We start from the raw sequence: 16,295 nt of genomic DNA on the forward strand, positions 1-16,295 counted from the left end.
ATTAAAACCAAACTCTGGCCCCAAGGATCACGCCTGTTTCTGTGGTGTCTTCACCCATAACCATCCAGTTCACAGTGTATTCAGAAGCTGCTAGCTCAGGCAGCGGAATTGAAAACTCTGTTGCACTTTGCCGTCTCGATGGCAAAGTTAGGGCAGTTTCGTTTTGCGCTTTATCTTTTAGGCTAAGTTGAATTAAACGCACAGGCCCCGAGAATGATAATTCCAGCTTGCTTGGTGCTTTATTTAGTATCTAGTATCGCGCCATTCGCTGGGTTTGAACTGCTCAAGCCCACATGCGCCCATACCGAGCTACTGAGCACAAAACCTATAAACAGTACAGCTGTTTGTAATAACTTCATTATAATTTCCTTATTTTAGAACCAAGCTCTCAGGCCGATGACAACTTGTGTGCCTTCTACTTTTTTACCTTCAACACGCGCAAATTCCGCTGTATTACCAAATTTCCTTGCCCATTCCACGCCAATATATGGGGCGAACTCACGTTTAATTTCGTAGCGTAGCCGTAGCCCTGCACTTATATCTGAAAGACCTGAGCCAATGCCTAATACGGCATCATTTTTGCCGTATAAATTCACTTTCACCTCAGGGGTTAAAATAAGCTTTTGAGTCAGCAGCATTTCGTACTCTGCAGTTACACGCATGGCAGTACGACCCTCTTCACCAATGAAAAGCGCAGCATCGATCTCGAAAAAATAGGGTGCCAAACCTTGCAGGCCTAATACTGCCCAGTTGCGTGAAGGCGAAGGCTCAAGGTCAACCCTGATGCCCACTTGCGCGTCCCAATAAGGAGCTATCGCACGACTATAGAGTGCTTGTATTTCAAGCTCTTTGTTGTCGGCATTTTGATATTCACCTTTGGTTTTTAACCAAAACTTATTTATGTCTTTCCCCATCCATGCCTGAATGTTGAAGCTGGTTGGTTCGTTCGAACCCACGCCCCTTTCCACTTCATCAAACATAACTTTGGTTAACAGCGGGTCATCGCCACCTCCCGCCTGAGCAAGCCCACTCATAAACAAAACGGCTATTAAACTAAGCTTAAAGCCTATTACATTAATGTTTTTCATATCGACCCCTTACCTAACCACTACTTTAAGAAACATACCTGGCATGTGATAAAGCAAGTGGCAGTGATATGCCCATTTGCCTATTGCGTCGGCCGTTACCAAATAACTTATGGTTGAGCCCGGTTGAACTATTACCGTATGTTTTCGTGGTATAAAGTCTGGGTCGCCCGTTTCAAGATCACTCCACATGCCGTGTAAATGCATAGGGTGGGTCATCATAGTGTCGTTTACTAAGGTAAAGCGTACGCGTTCGCCATATTCAAGCACTAAAGGCTCCGCATCTGAAAAGCGCACACCGTTAATAGACCACATATAGCGGTGCATATTGCCCGTTAAGTGCAATTGAATTTCGCGGCTAGGTTGGCGCTTGTCGTAGGTTGGGTGCAAACCTTTCAGGTCTGCATAGGTGAGCACTTTGCGATTGTATTCTGCTTGGTGGTTTCTTAGGCCTATGCCTGGATCATGCAAGCCGTTTTGTGGTGCATCGGCACGCATATCTATATGAGGCCCGTATTCGGCGTCCGCATGCTTAATTTCTGCGGTACTACCAAAACCTGCTAAGCCTAAAGCCGGCGTACCCATTGCCATACTGCCATGGTCCATTTCTGCGTGTGCCACAGCCCCGTGATCCATAGCTCCATGAGCCATGTTACCGTGGTCCATATCGCCGTGGTCCATACCTTCCATGCTCATGCCCATGTCGCCATGGCCAAGTATAGGTGCAGGGTCCATGCTTGGCACCGCCGCAACTAAATGCGCAGCAGACGTTAAGTTACCAACTGTAAAGCCTGTTCTATCTATATTTTGCGCGAAAATGCAGTAAGCATTCCCTTCTTCAGGCTCAACAATAACGTCATAAGTTTCTGCTACGCCCATACGGAACTCGTCAACTTCAACAGGCTGAATATTTTGTCCATCAGTAGCCACTACAGACATTTTTAAACCGGGTATACGCACGTCGAATATGGTCATTGCTGCAGCATTAATAAAGCGTAAGCGTACTTTTTCACCTTGTTTAAAGAGCGCATTCCACCCTTGCTCTGGGGTCTTCCCATTCATTAGAAATGTGTATGCTGCACCTGTCACGTCTGAAATATCTCGATCGCTCATGCGCATATCGTTCCACATACCACGAGCTTTCCAGGTATTAATTAGGCCATGCTTTCTAATATCCGTGAATAGGTCTGAAACGGTGCGTTCGCTGTAGTTGTAATAGGTTGATTGCTTTTTGAGGTTTGCATAAATTTTTTCTGGCGGTGTGTCTGACCAATCCGACAGCATCACGACATATTCGCGATCATAGACAACAGGATCTGGCTCGGCTGGGTCAATAATAATTGGCCCATATACCCCTGTTTGCTCTTGGAAGCCTGAATGGCTGTGGTACCAGTAGGTGCCGTTTTGCTGAACTTTAAATTGGTATTCAAAGGTTTCCCCAGGCTTAATTCCGTCGAAGCTTAAGCCTGGTACACCGTCCATTTCTGTTGGCAAAATAATGCCATGCCAATGAATAGAGCTGTCTTGATCAAGGTTGTTCTTTACTCTAAGAGTAACTGTTTCACCTTCTTTCCAGCGTAAAATTGGTGCTGGCAACACTTGGTTAACCACAGTAGCTCGAGCCGACTTACCAGTGAAGTTAACCGTTTTATAATCGATACTGAGATCAAACACCTTTCCCGACAACTGGGTAAGCGACTCACTTATCGCTTTTGCAAAGGCGTTCTTAGGAAACGGTAAAGCCGCCAGTGCCAACATGGCCGAAGCGCCAAGTACAAAACGTCGGCGACCTTTATCTTGCAAACCGCTAATTGATTCTAAATTGTTCTTTGTATTACTCATTCAACCGACTCCTCAAGGGTATTCACTTGGGCAAATACTTCCGTACTGCCGTCTGCATTTAATTGCAGTATTTGGTATGGCCTAAACATGTTTTTATATTCCATGCCCGGGCTACCAACCGGCATAGCTGGCACAGATAAACCAATGGCATTCGCTGGCGGTGCGGCTAAGAACGCATGTACAAACTTAGCTGGTATGTGCCCTTCAAACACATAACCTTCAGCTGAAATAGCGGTATGGCAAGACTGGTATGAGCCACTCACGCCCTTGCTTAATTTAAATTCATACAAGCCACCAATATTGTGTGGGTTAGCAGTAAACCCCCGTTCATTGGCGTGATCTATCCACGCATTACAACAGCCACAATTAGGGTCTTTATACACATCGAGCACTATCGGGTTGGTGGTAACCTGACTCGTTTCGGCCTGGGCTGCAGGTGTAAGTCCTAGAACCATAAGGGCTGATAATAAGATGGCTGGTTTTACCAAAAAAAGTTGCCGATAAATTGAATTCATTGTCTTACCTCCAATTCAATATTAATTCTTGCTTCTATGAAAAATGATGCCTTCATTACTATGAACTAATTTAGTTTTGTGACCCGTAACCGAAGCGCATTAACAATCACACTAAACGAGGACAGTGACATCGCCGCTGCAGCAAATATAGGTGATAAAAGAATACCGAAAGCCGGATACAGAACACCTGCTGCAATGGGCACTCCAGCAGCGTTATAAACAAACGCAAAAAACAGGTTTTGGCGGATATTGTGCATCGTTGCTTTCGACAATTGTCTTGCATCTACAATGCCCATAAGATCGCCGCGTAGCAGCGTAATGCCAGCACTTTCAATGGCAACGTCTGTTCCCGTGCCCATAGCAATACCCACGTCGGCTGTGGCTAAAGCAGGGGCGTCATTCACACCATCCCCTGCCATGGCAACAATTCGCCCTTCATCTTTTAAGCGTTGAACAAACTTGCCTTTATCTTCTGGTAAAACCTCCGCTTCTACTTCATCAATATCTAGTTTACGCGCCACTGCTTCAGCCGAGGTGCGGTTATCACCTGTTAGCATCACCACACGCATGCCTTTCTTATGTAAAGCTGAAATAGCACGTTTCGTCGTTTCTTTAATAGGGTCTGCTATAGCAATTAAACCGCACACTTGCCCTGCAACAGCAGCAAATATTACGGTTGCACCATCAGTACGCAGTTGGTCGGCTTGTTCATCGAAAGCTGTGGTGTCTACACTTTCTACTTCCATCAGTATGCGATTACCAAGCAGTACTCTCTTCCCATCAATGGTGCCGACAACGCCTTTACCATTTGGAGAATCAAAACCTTCTGCATTGGGTAAATCCAATTTCATACTGGCGGCTTTTTCAAGAATGGCATGGGCTAAGGGATGTTCACTGCCCTTTTCTAAGCCTCCGGCATAACGCATTAGCTCCTTCTCGCTGAAACCATTTAATGGAACTAACTTTGTTACCTGTGGCTTGCCTTCGGTTAAGGTGCCCGTTTTATCGATCACAACCGTGTCTACTTTTTCCATACGCTCTAGGGCTTCGGCATTGCGAATGAGTATTCCTGTTTGAGCACCACGGCCCACACCCACCATAATTGACATAGGAGTAGCCAGGCCTAACGCGCAGGGGCACGCAATAATTAATACGCTTACCGCGACTATAAGCCCGTACGTCATAGGCGGGTTCGGCCCGTAAATCGACCAAACAACAAAAGCAATGGCGGCAATAACTATCACTGCTGGTACAAACCAGCTTGAAACTTTATCAACTAACCCTTGAATAGGCGCACGGCTACGCTGAGCAGTAGCAACCATTTGCACAATTTGCGAAAGCATGGTGTCGCGGCCAACTTTGTCAGCACGCATAATAAAACCGCCTTGCTGATTAATACTGCCACCAATAACTTGGTCACCTGCTTTTTTACTCACTGCTAAGGGCTCACCGGTAACCATTGACTCATCAACGTTAGAACGGCCTTCAAGCACTTCGCCATCGAGGGGCACTTTATCGCCAGGCCTAACTCTTAAACGGTCGCCTACTTTTACCTGCTCAAGCGGAACGTCCGATTCATCGCCATTGTCAGCTAATTTTCTTGCTGTTGCGGGGGCTAAATCTAATAGCGCTCTGATTGCCCCTGAGGTTTTCTCTCTGGCACGCAATTCCAGTATTTGCCCAAGCAACACCAATACCACAATGACAGCGGCGGCTTCAAAATAAACCGCAACCGAACCATCGGCTTGTCTAAATGCCTCAGGAAACACCTGCGGAATTAATGTCGCCACTAGGCTATAAACTAACGCGACACCAGTACCAATGGCGATCAAGGTAAACATGTTTAAGTTACGACTTAAAACTGATTTCCAACCTCTAACAAAAAATGGCCAACCACACCAAGCAACAACCGGTGTTGCCAGCGCTAACTGAATCCAATTCGAGGTTTGTGGCAATATCATGTGCTCAAGGCCAGTAAAGTGACCGCCCATTTCAAGCAAAAATACTGGTAACGCAAGTATCAACCCAACCCAAAAACGCCGCGTCATATCCACTAATTCTTCCGACGGCCCATCGTTCAGAGTTATTTGCTCAGGCTCTAAGCCCATGCCGCATATAGGGCAATCGCCGGGGCCTTGTTGGCGAACTTCCGGATGCATAGGGCAAGTGTAAATACTTCCTGCAGCAACGGGCTCTGCCTGTTGTGGGCTATCGTTTAAGTACTTTTCTGGGTTTTTGTCAAACTTAGTCTGGCAACGGTCAGAACAGAAGTACCAAGGCTTACCCGCATGTTGGCTACGATGCTCTGTCGTATGAGGGTCTACCTTCATGCCACACACAGGGTCTTTTACCGTATGTTCACTCATTACGTGCTCCTTTTTTATCCGTAGGCCAATCTGAAAAAGCAATGAAATACAGTAAAGCCAAATTGACTACTGGAACTAAAACAAGCAGGCCCAACACACCGGGGTAACCGGTACGCTGACATATTCGCCAAGTGGGTATTACCAATGCAATGGCTATCACTAACATCCATAACCAGTGGCCAGCCCACATAGTGTGACCAAACATATTACTGTTCATCATGGTGTAACCTCCGACTTTAATTAACTATCGCTGTACGGCTATGCGCAATAATATTTAGCTATACACAGCGACCCGGTAGACTTTCAGCCTTTGTACAATGGCTATCACAACACCCCAACCTGAATTGAAGCTGAAAATTTACAAATAAATATTAAAAGTTGATTTATTTGCTGTGCCCGGCTAATTAAACCAAACTAGTTCTCTTATTTAATAAATTGTTTGAGGTTATTGCATGAGGTTATTGTTGGTAGAAGACGACCGCCTGCTTGCTCAAGGCCTTGCCAGCCAGCTTGAAAAGTCAGGCTTTAGTGTAGATATCACTCACTCTGCTCGCGGAGCGACAATTTTAGGCCAGCAAGAAGACTATAGAGCCTGTGTGCTCGACCTCGGCCTGCCAGACGGTAATGGCTTGGATATTCTGAAAACATGGCGCTCTAATAACATTAATGTTCCAGTACTTATTCTCACCGCAAGGGGCGACTGGCAAGACAAGGTTAACGGTCTCAAAGCTGGAGCTGATGATTACTTGGCAAAACCATTTCAAACGGAGGAATTAATTGCCAGGTTAAACGCCATAGTGCGCCGGAGTGAAGGCCGTGTTTTCTCAACCGTTAAAGCGGGCCGCTTTGAACTTGATGAAAACCGCCAGTGCCTCAAAATTGAAGGTGATACAGAGCACAGCCTAACAGGCACTGAATTCCGGCTGCTGCGCTGCCTGATGAGTCGGCCCGGCCAAATTTTTTCTAAAGAGCAACTTATTGAGCAGCTCTATAATTTGAGCGAAAGTCCCAATGAAAATGTAATTGAGGCGTATATTCGACGGTTAAGAAAGCTTGTTGGCGCTGAAACAATTGCCACCCGCCGAGGGCAAGGATACCTATTTGATGACACTATTTAAAAAGCCAACCTCGGTAAAAGGCACGCTGCTTATTTTATTGTTACCCGCTGGCATCGTTATGATGACTATCGCGTGGTTTATACACGGCCAACTACTAGAAAAAATGTCCCGAGAGTTTGTGGAAAGCCGGCTACAAGAAGAAGTGGCTTTTTTAGAGCACCATATTCGTCAAGCAGAAGGTAATATTGACATGCTTGAAACGGGTGATTATTTCGAGAAAGTATTCCACCACGCCTTTGCACTGCAGTCGCCTGAACAAACCGTTATTTCTCCAGCAGCCTGGCACTTGCTGTTAAGGCCTCTTTTACAAGTTGAAAAGGAAGGGGTTATTTGGGTTAGTAATGCCGGGTTAGAAGAATTGCCCTCAGACCTGCTTGCCTACCGAAAGTCTTTTTTTATCAATGACACTCCTATTACAGTCATTGTTGCTGAAGATATGCGAGCACTACAAAGTAGCCAAGCCAATTTACACACTTGGACTGCTGTAGTTTCACTGTTACTTATATTTTTGCTTGTGGCGGTAACTTGGGTAGGTATTAATTTATCCATGCGTCCTGTTGCTTCGCTCAAAGCATCGCTTAAAGGGCTTCAAAGCGGTGAAATTTCTCGCATTACTACTCAAACACCAGAAGAGTTTAAACCGCTGGTTCAACAACTGAATCAACTGCTTGACTCACTCGACCAACGGTTAGAACGCTCTCGCGAAGCGCTGGCTAACTTGTCTCACAGTGTAAAAACTCCTATAGCGGCCCTTAGGCAAATTCTCGAAGACACCAGCCGCCCGATAAATAATGAACTTCGGCTTGAAATGGCTTCACGGCTGGCCGAACTCGATAAACAATTAGAAGCCGAAATGCGGCGCAGCCGATTTGCCGGGCCACAAATTGGCAAAAGCGCACACCCGGTAAAACAAGCGCGCGAGTTGCTATGGATGCTAGGCCGGCTGTATCAAGATAAAACGTTTGAATTGTCGACCGCTCTTACAGAGGACTCGCGCTGGCCAATAGAAGAGCATGATTTAAATGAAATTCTAGGGAACACACTCGACAATGCAGGGAAATGGTCTGCGGGCTGCGTTGAGTTGTATTTGCAACAAACTAAAAGTATTGCTCAAATCATAATAACTGATGACGGTGCAGGAGTGGCTGACGCAGAAGTTATGCATTTAGGCCAAAGAGGTTGGCGCCTTGATGAGCAAGTTCCTGGTCACGGCCTTGGCCTTGCGATTGTTTGCGATATTGTTGCCCAATATAACGGCAACGTCTCTTTCTTAACTGGCTCTGCGGGTGGGCTAAAAGTAGTCATTGAAATACCCGTTTAAGCCGAGTGTGAGTTAGTACTCTATTCACAAAAAAGACCTCTCTAACAACCTTAAAGTTATTAGAGAGGCCAAAATAACGTTACTCATTCCCTTCCTGGATAAAGAACGCTTCTTAACTAGCTCCCAAAGTCATCATAACGAATACGTGAAGGTTCAACCCCTAATTCTTCTAACATCTGCAGTGCAGCTGCTAACATTCTAGGAGGTCCACACACGTAAAAATCGTACGACTCTAGGTCTTTGCCAGACAGGTAGGAAAGAACAGCTTCATGCACAAAGCCTTCTTTACCTTGCCAGTCACATGACTCTTTTTTGTCTGAAAGCACCGGCACAAAGTTAACTACCCCTTTGCTATTTAATGCTTCAAACTCTTCAGCATAAACAATTTCTTGTTTATTTCTCGCGCCATAGTAGAACTCAATTTGGCGTGGGCTTTCTTCATTCAGTTCTTCTTGTATTAAGGCTCTTAATGGGGCCATACCCGCACCACCACCAATGAAGAACAGCGTTCGTTCCGGCCCGTGAATACGATTAAAGTCACCGTAAGGGCCTTCAGCTACAATCTGCTCGCCCACTTTCATATTGCACATATAAGACGACCCAGCGCCCGGGTGTTTATGCCCGTTTGTTGGCGGCTGATAACGAACCGTAAAAACGAGCTCTTGCGACAAACCTGCTACAGTCTCCATAGAGTAGTTACGGCGAACATGGCCATGACTAAATGTTGCTTGGTTTATGTTCGCCCATTCAGTTGAAAATGCTTCCGGAACGTCGTGCGGCCGCGTACTGGTTTTAGCTTTAGGAACTAAGAACTGCATGTACTGGCCTGCTTTAAATTCAATTCCATCGCCTTCAACCTTAAACCGGAGCTCTTTGAGCATTGGCGTGAGGAATTTAGAGCCAACCAACTTAAGTTGGTACTTACCAACACAAAGCTTATCAACCTCAATGGAAGCAAGTTTACTCACCTGATGCTGGCACGCTAGGCGGCAGCCTTCGGCGAGTTGCTCTTCACTCAACAAGGCTCTTTCTGCTGCCGTAATGGGGGCGTCTTTAACGGCTTTTACTGTACAGAGCCCACAAGTACCACCACCACCGCAACCACTGGCAACCGGTATGTTTTGTTGCTGTAGTGTTTGCAGAATGGTTTTGTGGCCTGGTGCTCTTATTTGTTTGCGCTCAGTGCCTACAATGGCTTCAAAAGGTACTTTACGGAAACTAACCCGCATTTGCCCTGTGAAAAGCAAGTTCAGTAACAAAATCAAACCGGAGAGCGCAAACCACAAACTTACTGCGGCAGCTACAATAATCAGCATGTGATTAAAGTTTCTACCACCGGAATAGTCCATATAGTGCAACTTAAACATCCAGTCGCCGAGCAGCCAAGGGGTGTTACGGTGTTCTATAACACTGCCCGAAGTACTATCTACATAAACTCGCGTGTTAAGATCATCGTTATAGTTAATTCGGTAGCCTTGGCCTTCCCAACCATGCAGCTCTCCACTTGCTGTAATAGCAGTAATTGCTGTTACTTCACCAGGCCCTATATAGCTTGCGTTCGCTATTGCTTCAGCTAGCTCTGAGTTTGTATGCCAGGTTTGGCCTGTGCGCCCATCAAAGTAACTCACTCCTTCGCCATGGTGTACTTCAATTTGCGGCAACCCCACCACCACATGAGAGCGTACTTTGGTTATATTTTCTACATTCAGATCCAAGTTGGAAATATTAAATTGTGTCGTACTTAGTGCAACTTCTACCGAGTCTTTGCGGTACTGTTTGCCGCTCATATCTGCGTTGCCCACAATGGCAAAATATAAGCCACTTATGGTCCAAAGTAGTAGCTGCAAAACAATAATTAGGCTAGTCCAACGGTGTAGCCATTTTAAAAATCTCATAATGGCTTCCTCTTAGATGAACGTAAGGTTTGAATAACTAGAATAACCCCAGTAAATATGAAACCGAACGTAGCGATAATAAAGGCTCTCAACCACCAGGTAGTGATATTTGTACGCTCTTCATAATCCATTATGTGCAGCATCCACATAAAGTCGAAACCGCGCCAAAAGTCATGTCTACGTACCGTCATTTCGCCTGTATTTCTATGTAAATACAACGTTGTGTCGGCAAAGTCGTCGAAATCAACACGCCAAATAGGTAAGTGAGCAGGGCTTAGCTCAGACGGTGCTTCGGTTGTTAATAGCTCAACCTTTGCAATGTTCGGCACACCCTTTTTATAGTAGCGCTCGGCAAGATCACTAATATCATTGGTACTTAGCTCCACTACAGACAAGTCATCTAATTTCAGCAGAAATTTATGGGTATACGGATTTAATGGTTGATGGGGCACCTTCACCCCATCAATCTGATACCACCCTCAGATGGTTGATAGATCGACTCCGTAGTTGAGTTCCTCTGCGAAGTCCGGCAGTCCGTAACCGATGGTTTTCTTGTAGAAAGGAGAGACCTTCGCAGTCGGTGCCTTCTTCTTGTGCTTCGTGGTGTAGAGCATTCGTGCCCGCATCACCTCGAAGGAGTAACCGCGCCCTTCACGGTTCTTGTCCTTGGCCAGTCGGTTGATGGACTCCGTGTAAGCGTTGGTGACGGGCATGTCCGTCTCGAAGTAGGTCATGGTCTCTTCGCGCCAGTTTCCCACTGCCCTGACCAGATCGCTCCAGACTTCCTTTTGGCCCTTCGGGATGGTGGCTATCCACTCGTCCAGGGCGGCTTCTGCCTGGAGCCGTGTGGTAGCGTCCCAGATGCCGTAGAAGCGCTCCTTGTGCTCGTAGGCGGCCAGCAGTTGCGGGAACGCGCCTGTCCAGGTCTCCATGATGAGGCGCTCCCGGTCTGAGACTTCGTGAGCGCGTTTCAGCAGGATTTTCCGGTCTCCCTTGAGAGTCCGGCTCTGGGACGGTTTCAGCTCCTTTCTGAGGCCCTTGCGCACTCTCTCTAGGGCATCGTTGGCCATGCGCACCACATGGAACTTATCGACCACGATACGGGCCTGGGGCAGCACAGCCTTGACCGCTGCCCGGTAGGGGTTCCACATGTCCATGCTGACGATCTCGACCTTCTGCCGGTCTTTCAGCTTCATCAGGTAGTTGGTCACCACGTCCTGGCGGCGGGTGGCCAGCAGGTCGAGCAGGGTTCGCTCCTCAATGTTGGTCAGAATGCAGCGGTAGCGCTTGTTCAGGTATAGCTCGTCAATGCCCTGGATGCGGGGCGTCTCGAAGCGGTGCCAGCGCCCCAGGAACTCGGCGCGGGCGTTGAAGATGTCGCACACCGTCTTCTCGTCCAGGCCGGTCTGTGCCGCCACAAAGGTGTAGGGGTGGTTGAAGGATTCCTTCTCCACGTACTCATGCAGCCGCAGTGTCATACGGAATCCGTCCACCATCTCCGGTAGCTGGGGCCTGAATGTTGTCTTGCAGGCCCGGCAGGTGTATCGGCGGCGGACCACCCAGAGAGTGACCCGCTTGCCGTGGATGGGCAGATCACGATAGGGAACGTCACGCTTGCCGAACCGTACGAACTCACCCTGCACGCCGCATTCCTCGCAGGCGATGGGATCGGGCACGTCCACCTGGAAGTGCATTTCGTCGTCGGTTGATTTGCAGCCCAGTACTTGGTATTGCGGCAGGTGAAGGATGTTGTCGGGAAGTTCGGTCATGGTGTTGTATAGGCGTAGGTGTCAGTCAGATCCATCCGACTCGGCATTGGTGTTTGCTTTTTTACCCAACAAGCTGCTGGAAACGAACTGACTGAAGAGGCTCTTTCTTCACGGGAAGCTCTTGAGGATTTTCTAACTGAGCAAGCAATAAATGGAGATCTCAAATGTGTTGACGTCGAGGTCATTGATGCTGAGCAGCATAGAAAGAATAATTACGGGCATGACTTCGAAGAATCATTTGAAGCGAAACACTACAGTTGGCTTTTCTATGTTGTTGTAGGAAAAATACTGACTGCATTGAGCAATATTCGTCTCTATTTCATCAACCGAAAGCACAAAAAGGCTAACAAAGCATTGCACCGGACAAGCCGGTGAATGCGGCGTAAATTCTCTACGAGATGACTGTGTTATAAATGGGATATTTACAAGTTAGTGGATTCTGAAGACAAAATAGCAACATATATTCTTCTGCTGAGGCAACTACACCAATAGTCTGCAAGCAGGTACCCGACTGAACAGTTGGCACTTTTATGATTGACACTTAACTTGTCACATGCAATTATTCTAATATATTAAATATTGAATGTATTGATTTTAAGGACATACGCTGTGGATTTGATTCAGTTTTTCAAGTGCCTATCTGACCTTAATAGGCTCACCTGCCTTTGCTTAATCCATCGAGCGGGAGAGGCTTGTGTTTGTGAAATTCAAGAAGCGTTAAACCTCGAGCAACCGAAAATTTCGCAATATTTAGCGCAATTACGCAAGTGTGGAATTTTGCAAAGTGAGCGACGCGGAAAGTGGGTGTATTACCGCTTTTCTGCTGACTTGCCGAATTGGGCACTCAAGGTCATCACTTGCTCAATTGAAAATAATCCAGCGCTATTTGCCGATGCAATAGCTCTGTTTGACAGTATTCATAGCCGCAATGCTTGCGATAACGAGAGCAATAACAATGCAGACAAATAATCAGTTAGAAAACCTTATTACTGAGCAGATTAGCGTGCCTCACCAGGAACATTTTTCTAGCCTAGACTCTAGGCATCCACCGCGTATTTTGCTGTTATACGGCTCATTGCGCCAGCGTTCATTCAGTCGTTTGGTTGTTGAAGAAAGCGCAAGATTGCTCAAACACATGGGCGCCGAGGTGCGTATTTTTAATCCTGAAGGTTTACCGCAGCCTGACACTGCAGATGAATCGCATCCGAAGGTGCAAGAATTACGTGATTTAATGGTGTGGTCGGAAGGTCAAGTCTGGTGTTCGCCTGAACGACATGGCGCGATGACAGGTATTTTCAAGAGTCAAATCGACTGGATACCACTCAGCCTCGGTGCTGTGCGCCCCACACAAGGGAAAACCTTAGCTGTAATGCAGGTCTGTGGCGGTTCTCAATCTTTTAATGTGGTTAATCAGCTCCGGGTATTGGGTCGCTGGATGCGGATGTTCACCATCCCAAACCAATCATCGGTTGCCAAAGCCTATCTAGAGTTCGATGAAAATAACCGTATGAAACCCTCGTCTTACTACAACCGAATTGTTGATGTAATGGAGGAGCTGGTGAAATTCACTTTACTACTTCGCAACAATACACCTTACCTGACCGATCGTTATTCAGAGCGTGTCGAAAGTGCAGATGAACTCAGTCAACGCGTCAATCAACGCTCGATTTAAGGATATTATGATGACAACAGTTAAATCAGAAAATGCACCAAGCACCTCTGAGGGCATGGGGTTATTTGAGCGCTACCTTACTCTTTGGGTAGCTTTGGCTATTCTTGCTGGCGTTTTGCTAGGACAGTTTGCGCCAGTGATTCCACAAACCTTATCGCGCTTTGAATATGCACAAGTGTCAATACCGGTGGCTGTACTGATTTGGGCAATGATTTTCCCGATGATGTTACAAATCGACTTTAGCTCTATTAAAAGCGTCGGAAAGCAACCTAAAGGACTGGTGATTACCACTACTGTAAACTGGCTGATCAAACCTTTTACTATGTTTGCAATAGCCTGGTTTTTCTTCATGGTGGTTTTTGAACCATTGCTACCTGCTGCCATAGCCAGCGAATACTTAGCCGGTGCCATCTTATTAGGTGCCGCACCTTGCACGGCCATGGTATTTGTGTGGAGCTATCTAACCCGAGGTGATGCCGCTTATACCTTGGTGCAGGTCGCCGTGAATGACTTGATTATGTTGGTTGCTTTTGCCCCTATCGTGGTTTTACTGCTTGGCATCTCTAACATTCAGGTGCCTTGGGACACAGTATTGTTGTCGGTGCTGCTGTATATCGTTATACCCCTAGCAGCCGGTTATTGGGTGCGAAATAGGGTTATTAAACACCGAGGTTTGGCGTGGTTTAACGATGTGTTTCTGAAGCGTGTTTCTTCGATTACACCTGTTGGATTGATCATAACCTTGGTGCTGTTATTTGCGTTTCAAGGCGATGTCATTATTGCTAATCCACTGCATATTGTACTGATTGCTATCCCACTTATTATCCAAACAGTATTGGTATTTGCTATTGCTTACGGCTGGGCTAAAGCGTGGCGTATTCCTCATAATGTGGCCGCCCCGGCTGGAATGATTGCGGCCAGTAACTTTTTTGAGTTAGCGGTGGCGGTTGCCATTGCTCTGTTCGGACTGCAATCAGGTGCTGCATTAGCCACCGTCGTCGGCGTGTTAGTTGAGGTTCCTTTAATGCTTGCGCTGGTGCGTTTTGCGAATAAAACGCGTCATCATTTTCCGGCTGTTGCCGTAACTGATCAACCTTCTTAAAGGACATATTATGCTGGTTATTTATCATAATCCCGAATGCGGCACTTCACGCAATGTACTTAAAATTATCCAGGACGCTGGCTACTCACCGATAGTGATTGAGTACCTAAAAGATGGTTGGACACGTGCGCAGCTGCTTGGGTTATTTGCTGCCGCCAACTTAACCCCCCAACAGGCCTTGCGGACCACTAAATCGCCTGCCGCCGAGCTGGGTTTGCTGGCCGATAATGTTTCTGATCAAGCAATTCTTGAGGCGATGATAAAGCATCCAATATTGGTCAATCGCCCGATTGTTTGCAGCCCTCAAGGTGTAAAGCTTTGTCGACCCAGCGAAGTGGTGCTCGATTTGCTTGAGAGCTGGCCAAAGGGCCCTTACTACAAAGAAGATGGTGAGCAAATACTCAACGCAGACGGCACACGCACAAGCTCAGTCCAATAGTTTAAGGCTCAATCAGATGAACATACTTATTTTTTTAGGAAGCGTTCGACAAAGCACGCCGCCGGCTCCAGCCCGTCTTGGTGAACGTGTTGCTTTATCGTGCAAGCAACATATTGAGCGTCAACTTTCAGCGCTTCAAGTTGAAGTAATTGACCCTCTAGATTTTGAGTTAGGACCTATCTTCAAGCCGCATTTTTCCTACACAAACACAGACGTTCCATCATCACTGCAAACATTGGCTGAAAAAATTGAGAAGGCAGATGGTTATGTGATGGTCAGTCCCGAGTACAACCACTCAATGAGCCCTGCGTTAGCCAACCTATTGAACCACTTTGGTAGCTCATTATTTTCTTATAAGCCTTCAATGATTGTGACTTACTCCGCAGGTCAATGGGGCGGAGCAAGAGCCGCTGTTAATATGCGCACTTTTTTATCAGAGCTTGGCTGTCTTCCTGTTTCAGCAATGATCCATATTCCTAAGGCGCAAGAAGTGCTAAACGAAAATGGAGATTTTAGCAGTGAAGTCAACCCGGAAAAATGGGCAGGCTATTACCAGAGAGCATTTAGCCAGTTGCACTGGTGGGCAATGGCCGCCAAGCGCCACCATGCTAGTAAAGAGGGTGAGCAACGTCCGGTAGCCTTCAAACGAAATCCTGCGCAACGAAATGCGCCCTGAAATGACGCCTCATTGCGTTTTGAGTGCTTGGGATAGGCATGAACTGTAACTACCCCGTAAAATAATACAGCCCACTCGTAGAATTTCTTTTAAACTAAAACAAAGGAGTTTTACGATGAGCAAACGCATGACTGAGAGCCAGATCGTGGCGATTTTAAAAGAAGCCGAAGCCGGTATGCCGGTTAAAGATCTCTGCCGTAAGTACGGCATTGGTAATTCAACGTTTTATAAATGGCGTGAAAAATACGGCGGCATGGAAGTGTAATCCCCCCGAGACAGCGACTACAGGTAGCTTAAACTCTATAAATAGTTACTGTGAAAAGTGGGGGGATTACACACCCAGTTAAAGAACGGGGTCACCGAAACATTACTCGCCATAGGCCATTGATTGCTGCACCAGCCACTTTACAGCCTGATCAGACGCTGCCAGCAGGCCCGATATGGACAATAGGGCATACGGCGAGAGCTTTTTGCCAATAATGAGCATTATTTAAC

15 protein-coding genes and 3 pseudogenes are annotated in these 16,295 nt (G+C 46.7%); 8 read left to right on the forward strand and 10 right to left on the reverse strand.

Features of this window, described 5'->3' with window-relative positions:
• Nucleotide 1: 1 nt before the first annotated feature.
• From CWE15_RS10055 to CWE15_RS10075, 5 genes are all read right to left on the reverse strand, one after another.
• A complete protein-coding gene (locus CWE15_RS10055; protein ID WP_241971888.1) occupies nucleotides 2–202 on the reverse strand; it encodes a copper resistance protein CopC in 201 nt (66 codons plus the stop codon).
• A 172-nt stretch (nucleotides 203–374) separates the two neighbouring features.
• Nucleotides 375–1,088, reverse strand: a complete 714-nt coding sequence (locus CWE15_RS10060; protein WP_126757957.1) for a copper resistance protein B — start codon at nucleotides 1,086–1,088, stop codon at nucleotides 375–377.
• 9 nt (nucleotides 1,089–1,097) lie between these two features.
• A complete protein-coding gene (locus CWE15_RS10065) occupies nucleotides 1,098–2,927 on the reverse strand; it encodes a copper resistance system multicopper oxidase (RefSeq protein ID WP_126757958.1) in 1,830 nt (609 codons plus the stop codon).
• Nucleotides 2,924–3,442: a DUF411 domain-containing protein gene (locus CWE15_RS10070; RefSeq protein WP_126757959.1), complete on the reverse strand. Its 519-nt coding sequence runs from the start codon at nucleotides 3,440–3,442 to the stop codon at nucleotides 2,924–2,926. The genes CWE15_RS10065 and CWE15_RS10070 overlap by 4 nt, the downstream gene beginning before the upstream one ends.
• Before the next feature lie 65 nt (nucleotides 3,443–3,507).
• Entirely contained in the window at nucleotides 3,508–5,808 is a 2,301-nt protein-coding gene (locus CWE15_RS10075) for a heavy metal translocating P-type ATPase (protein ID WP_126757960.1), read from the reverse strand.
• Nucleotides 5,809–6,260: 452 nt separating this feature from the next.
• Between CWE15_RS10075 and CWE15_RS10085 the strand changes: the two genes are divergently transcribed.
• Together CWE15_RS10085 and CWE15_RS10090 are read left to right on the forward strand one after the other, a co-directional pair.
• Nucleotides 6,261–6,926 carry a response regulator transcription factor gene (locus CWE15_RS10085; protein ID WP_126757962.1) on the forward strand — a complete coding sequence of 222 codons (666 nt, stop codon included), beginning with the start codon at nucleotides 6,261–6,263 and terminating at the stop codon, nucleotides 6,924–6,926.
• A complete protein-coding gene (locus tag CWE15_RS10090) occupies nucleotides 6,913–8,247 on the forward strand; it encodes an ATP-binding protein (protein WP_126757977.1) in 1,335 nt (444 codons plus the stop codon). The genes CWE15_RS10085 and CWE15_RS10090 overlap by 14 nt, the downstream gene beginning before the upstream one ends.
• 116 nt (nucleotides 8,248–8,363) lie before the next feature.
• On the opposite strand, the gene CWE15_RS10095 is transcribed toward CWE15_RS10090, so the two are convergent.
• The 4 genes and pseudogenes from CWE15_RS10095 to CWE15_RS10115 form a co-directional block, all read right to left on the reverse strand.
• Complete coding sequence (locus tag CWE15_RS10095; protein WP_126757963.1) at nucleotides 8,364–10,142, reverse strand: 2Fe-2S iron-sulfur cluster-binding protein; 1,779 nt, start codon at nucleotides 10,140–10,142, stop codon at nucleotides 8,364–8,366.
• On the reverse strand, nucleotides 10,139–10,594 hold the full coding sequence (locus tag CWE15_RS10100) for a hypothetical protein (protein WP_198675013.1): 456 nt from the start codon (nucleotides 10,592–10,594) through the stop codon (nucleotides 10,139–10,141). Before CWE15_RS10100 ends, CWE15_RS10095 begins: the two co-directional genes overlap by 4 nt.
• A 27-nt stretch (nucleotides 10,595–10,621) precedes the next feature.
• Nucleotides 10,622–11,911 carry an ISL3-like element ISPpu12 family transposase gene (locus CWE15_RS10110; protein ID WP_126757964.1) on the reverse strand — a complete coding sequence of 430 codons (1,290 nt, stop codon included), beginning with the start codon at nucleotides 11,909–11,911 and terminating at the stop codon, nucleotides 10,622–10,624.
• Nucleotides 11,912–11,932: 21 nt separating this feature from the next.
• Nucleotides 11,933–11,998: pseudogene (locus CWE15_RS10115) on the reverse strand (signal peptidase II); the annotation flags it as partial.
• Between the two features lie 522 nt (nucleotides 11,999–12,520).
• Here CWE15_RS10115 and CWE15_RS10120 point away from each other — a divergent pair.
• The 6 genes and pseudogenes from CWE15_RS10120 to CWE15_RS10145 all read left to right on the forward strand — a co-directional run.
• Complete coding sequence (locus CWE15_RS10120) at nucleotides 12,521–12,880, forward strand: ArsR/SmtB family transcription factor (RefSeq protein ID WP_126757965.1); 360 nt, start codon at nucleotides 12,521–12,523, stop codon at nucleotides 12,878–12,880.
• Nucleotides 12,867–13,583, forward strand: coding sequence for an arsenical resistance protein ArsH (arsH, locus tag CWE15_RS10125; RefSeq protein WP_126757966.1), 717 nt, complete (start codon nucleotides 12,867–12,869; stop codon nucleotides 13,581–13,583). Before CWE15_RS10120 ends, arsH begins: the two co-directional genes overlap by 14 nt.
• A 55-nt stretch (nucleotides 13,584–13,638) precedes the next feature.
• Nucleotides 13,639–14,685: an ACR3 family arsenite efflux transporter gene (gene arsB, locus CWE15_RS10130; RefSeq protein ID WP_198675016.1), complete on the forward strand. Its 1,047-nt coding sequence runs from the start codon at nucleotides 13,639–13,641 to the stop codon at nucleotides 14,683–14,685.
• Between the two features lie 10 nt (nucleotides 14,686–14,695).
• Complete coding sequence (arsC, locus tag CWE15_RS10135; RefSeq protein ID WP_126757967.1) at nucleotides 14,696–15,124, forward strand: arsenate reductase (glutaredoxin); 429 nt, start codon at nucleotides 14,696–14,698, stop codon at nucleotides 15,122–15,124.
• 16 nt (nucleotides 15,125–15,140) lie between these two features.
• Nucleotides 15,141–15,800, forward strand: coding sequence for an NADPH-dependent FMN reductase (locus CWE15_RS10140; protein ID WP_126757968.1), 660 nt, complete (start codon nucleotides 15,141–15,143; stop codon nucleotides 15,798–15,800).
• Between the two features lie 115 nt (nucleotides 15,801–15,915).
• Nucleotides 15,916–16,062: pseudogene (locus CWE15_RS10145) on the forward strand (transposase); the annotation flags it as partial.
• A 74-nt stretch (nucleotides 16,063–16,136) separates the two neighbouring features.
• Here CWE15_RS10145 and CWE15_RS10150 read toward each other — a convergent pair.
• Nucleotides 16,137–16,287, reverse strand: a pseudogene (locus tag CWE15_RS10150) (signal peptidase II); the annotation flags it as partial.
• Nucleotides 16,288–16,295: the final 8 nt, after the last annotated feature.

This window comes from Aliidiomarina taiwanensis, assembly GCF_003987015.1.
GTDB classification, from domain to species: Bacteria; Pseudomonadota; Gammaproteobacteria; order Enterobacterales; family Alteromonadaceae; genus Aliidiomarina; species Aliidiomarina taiwanensis.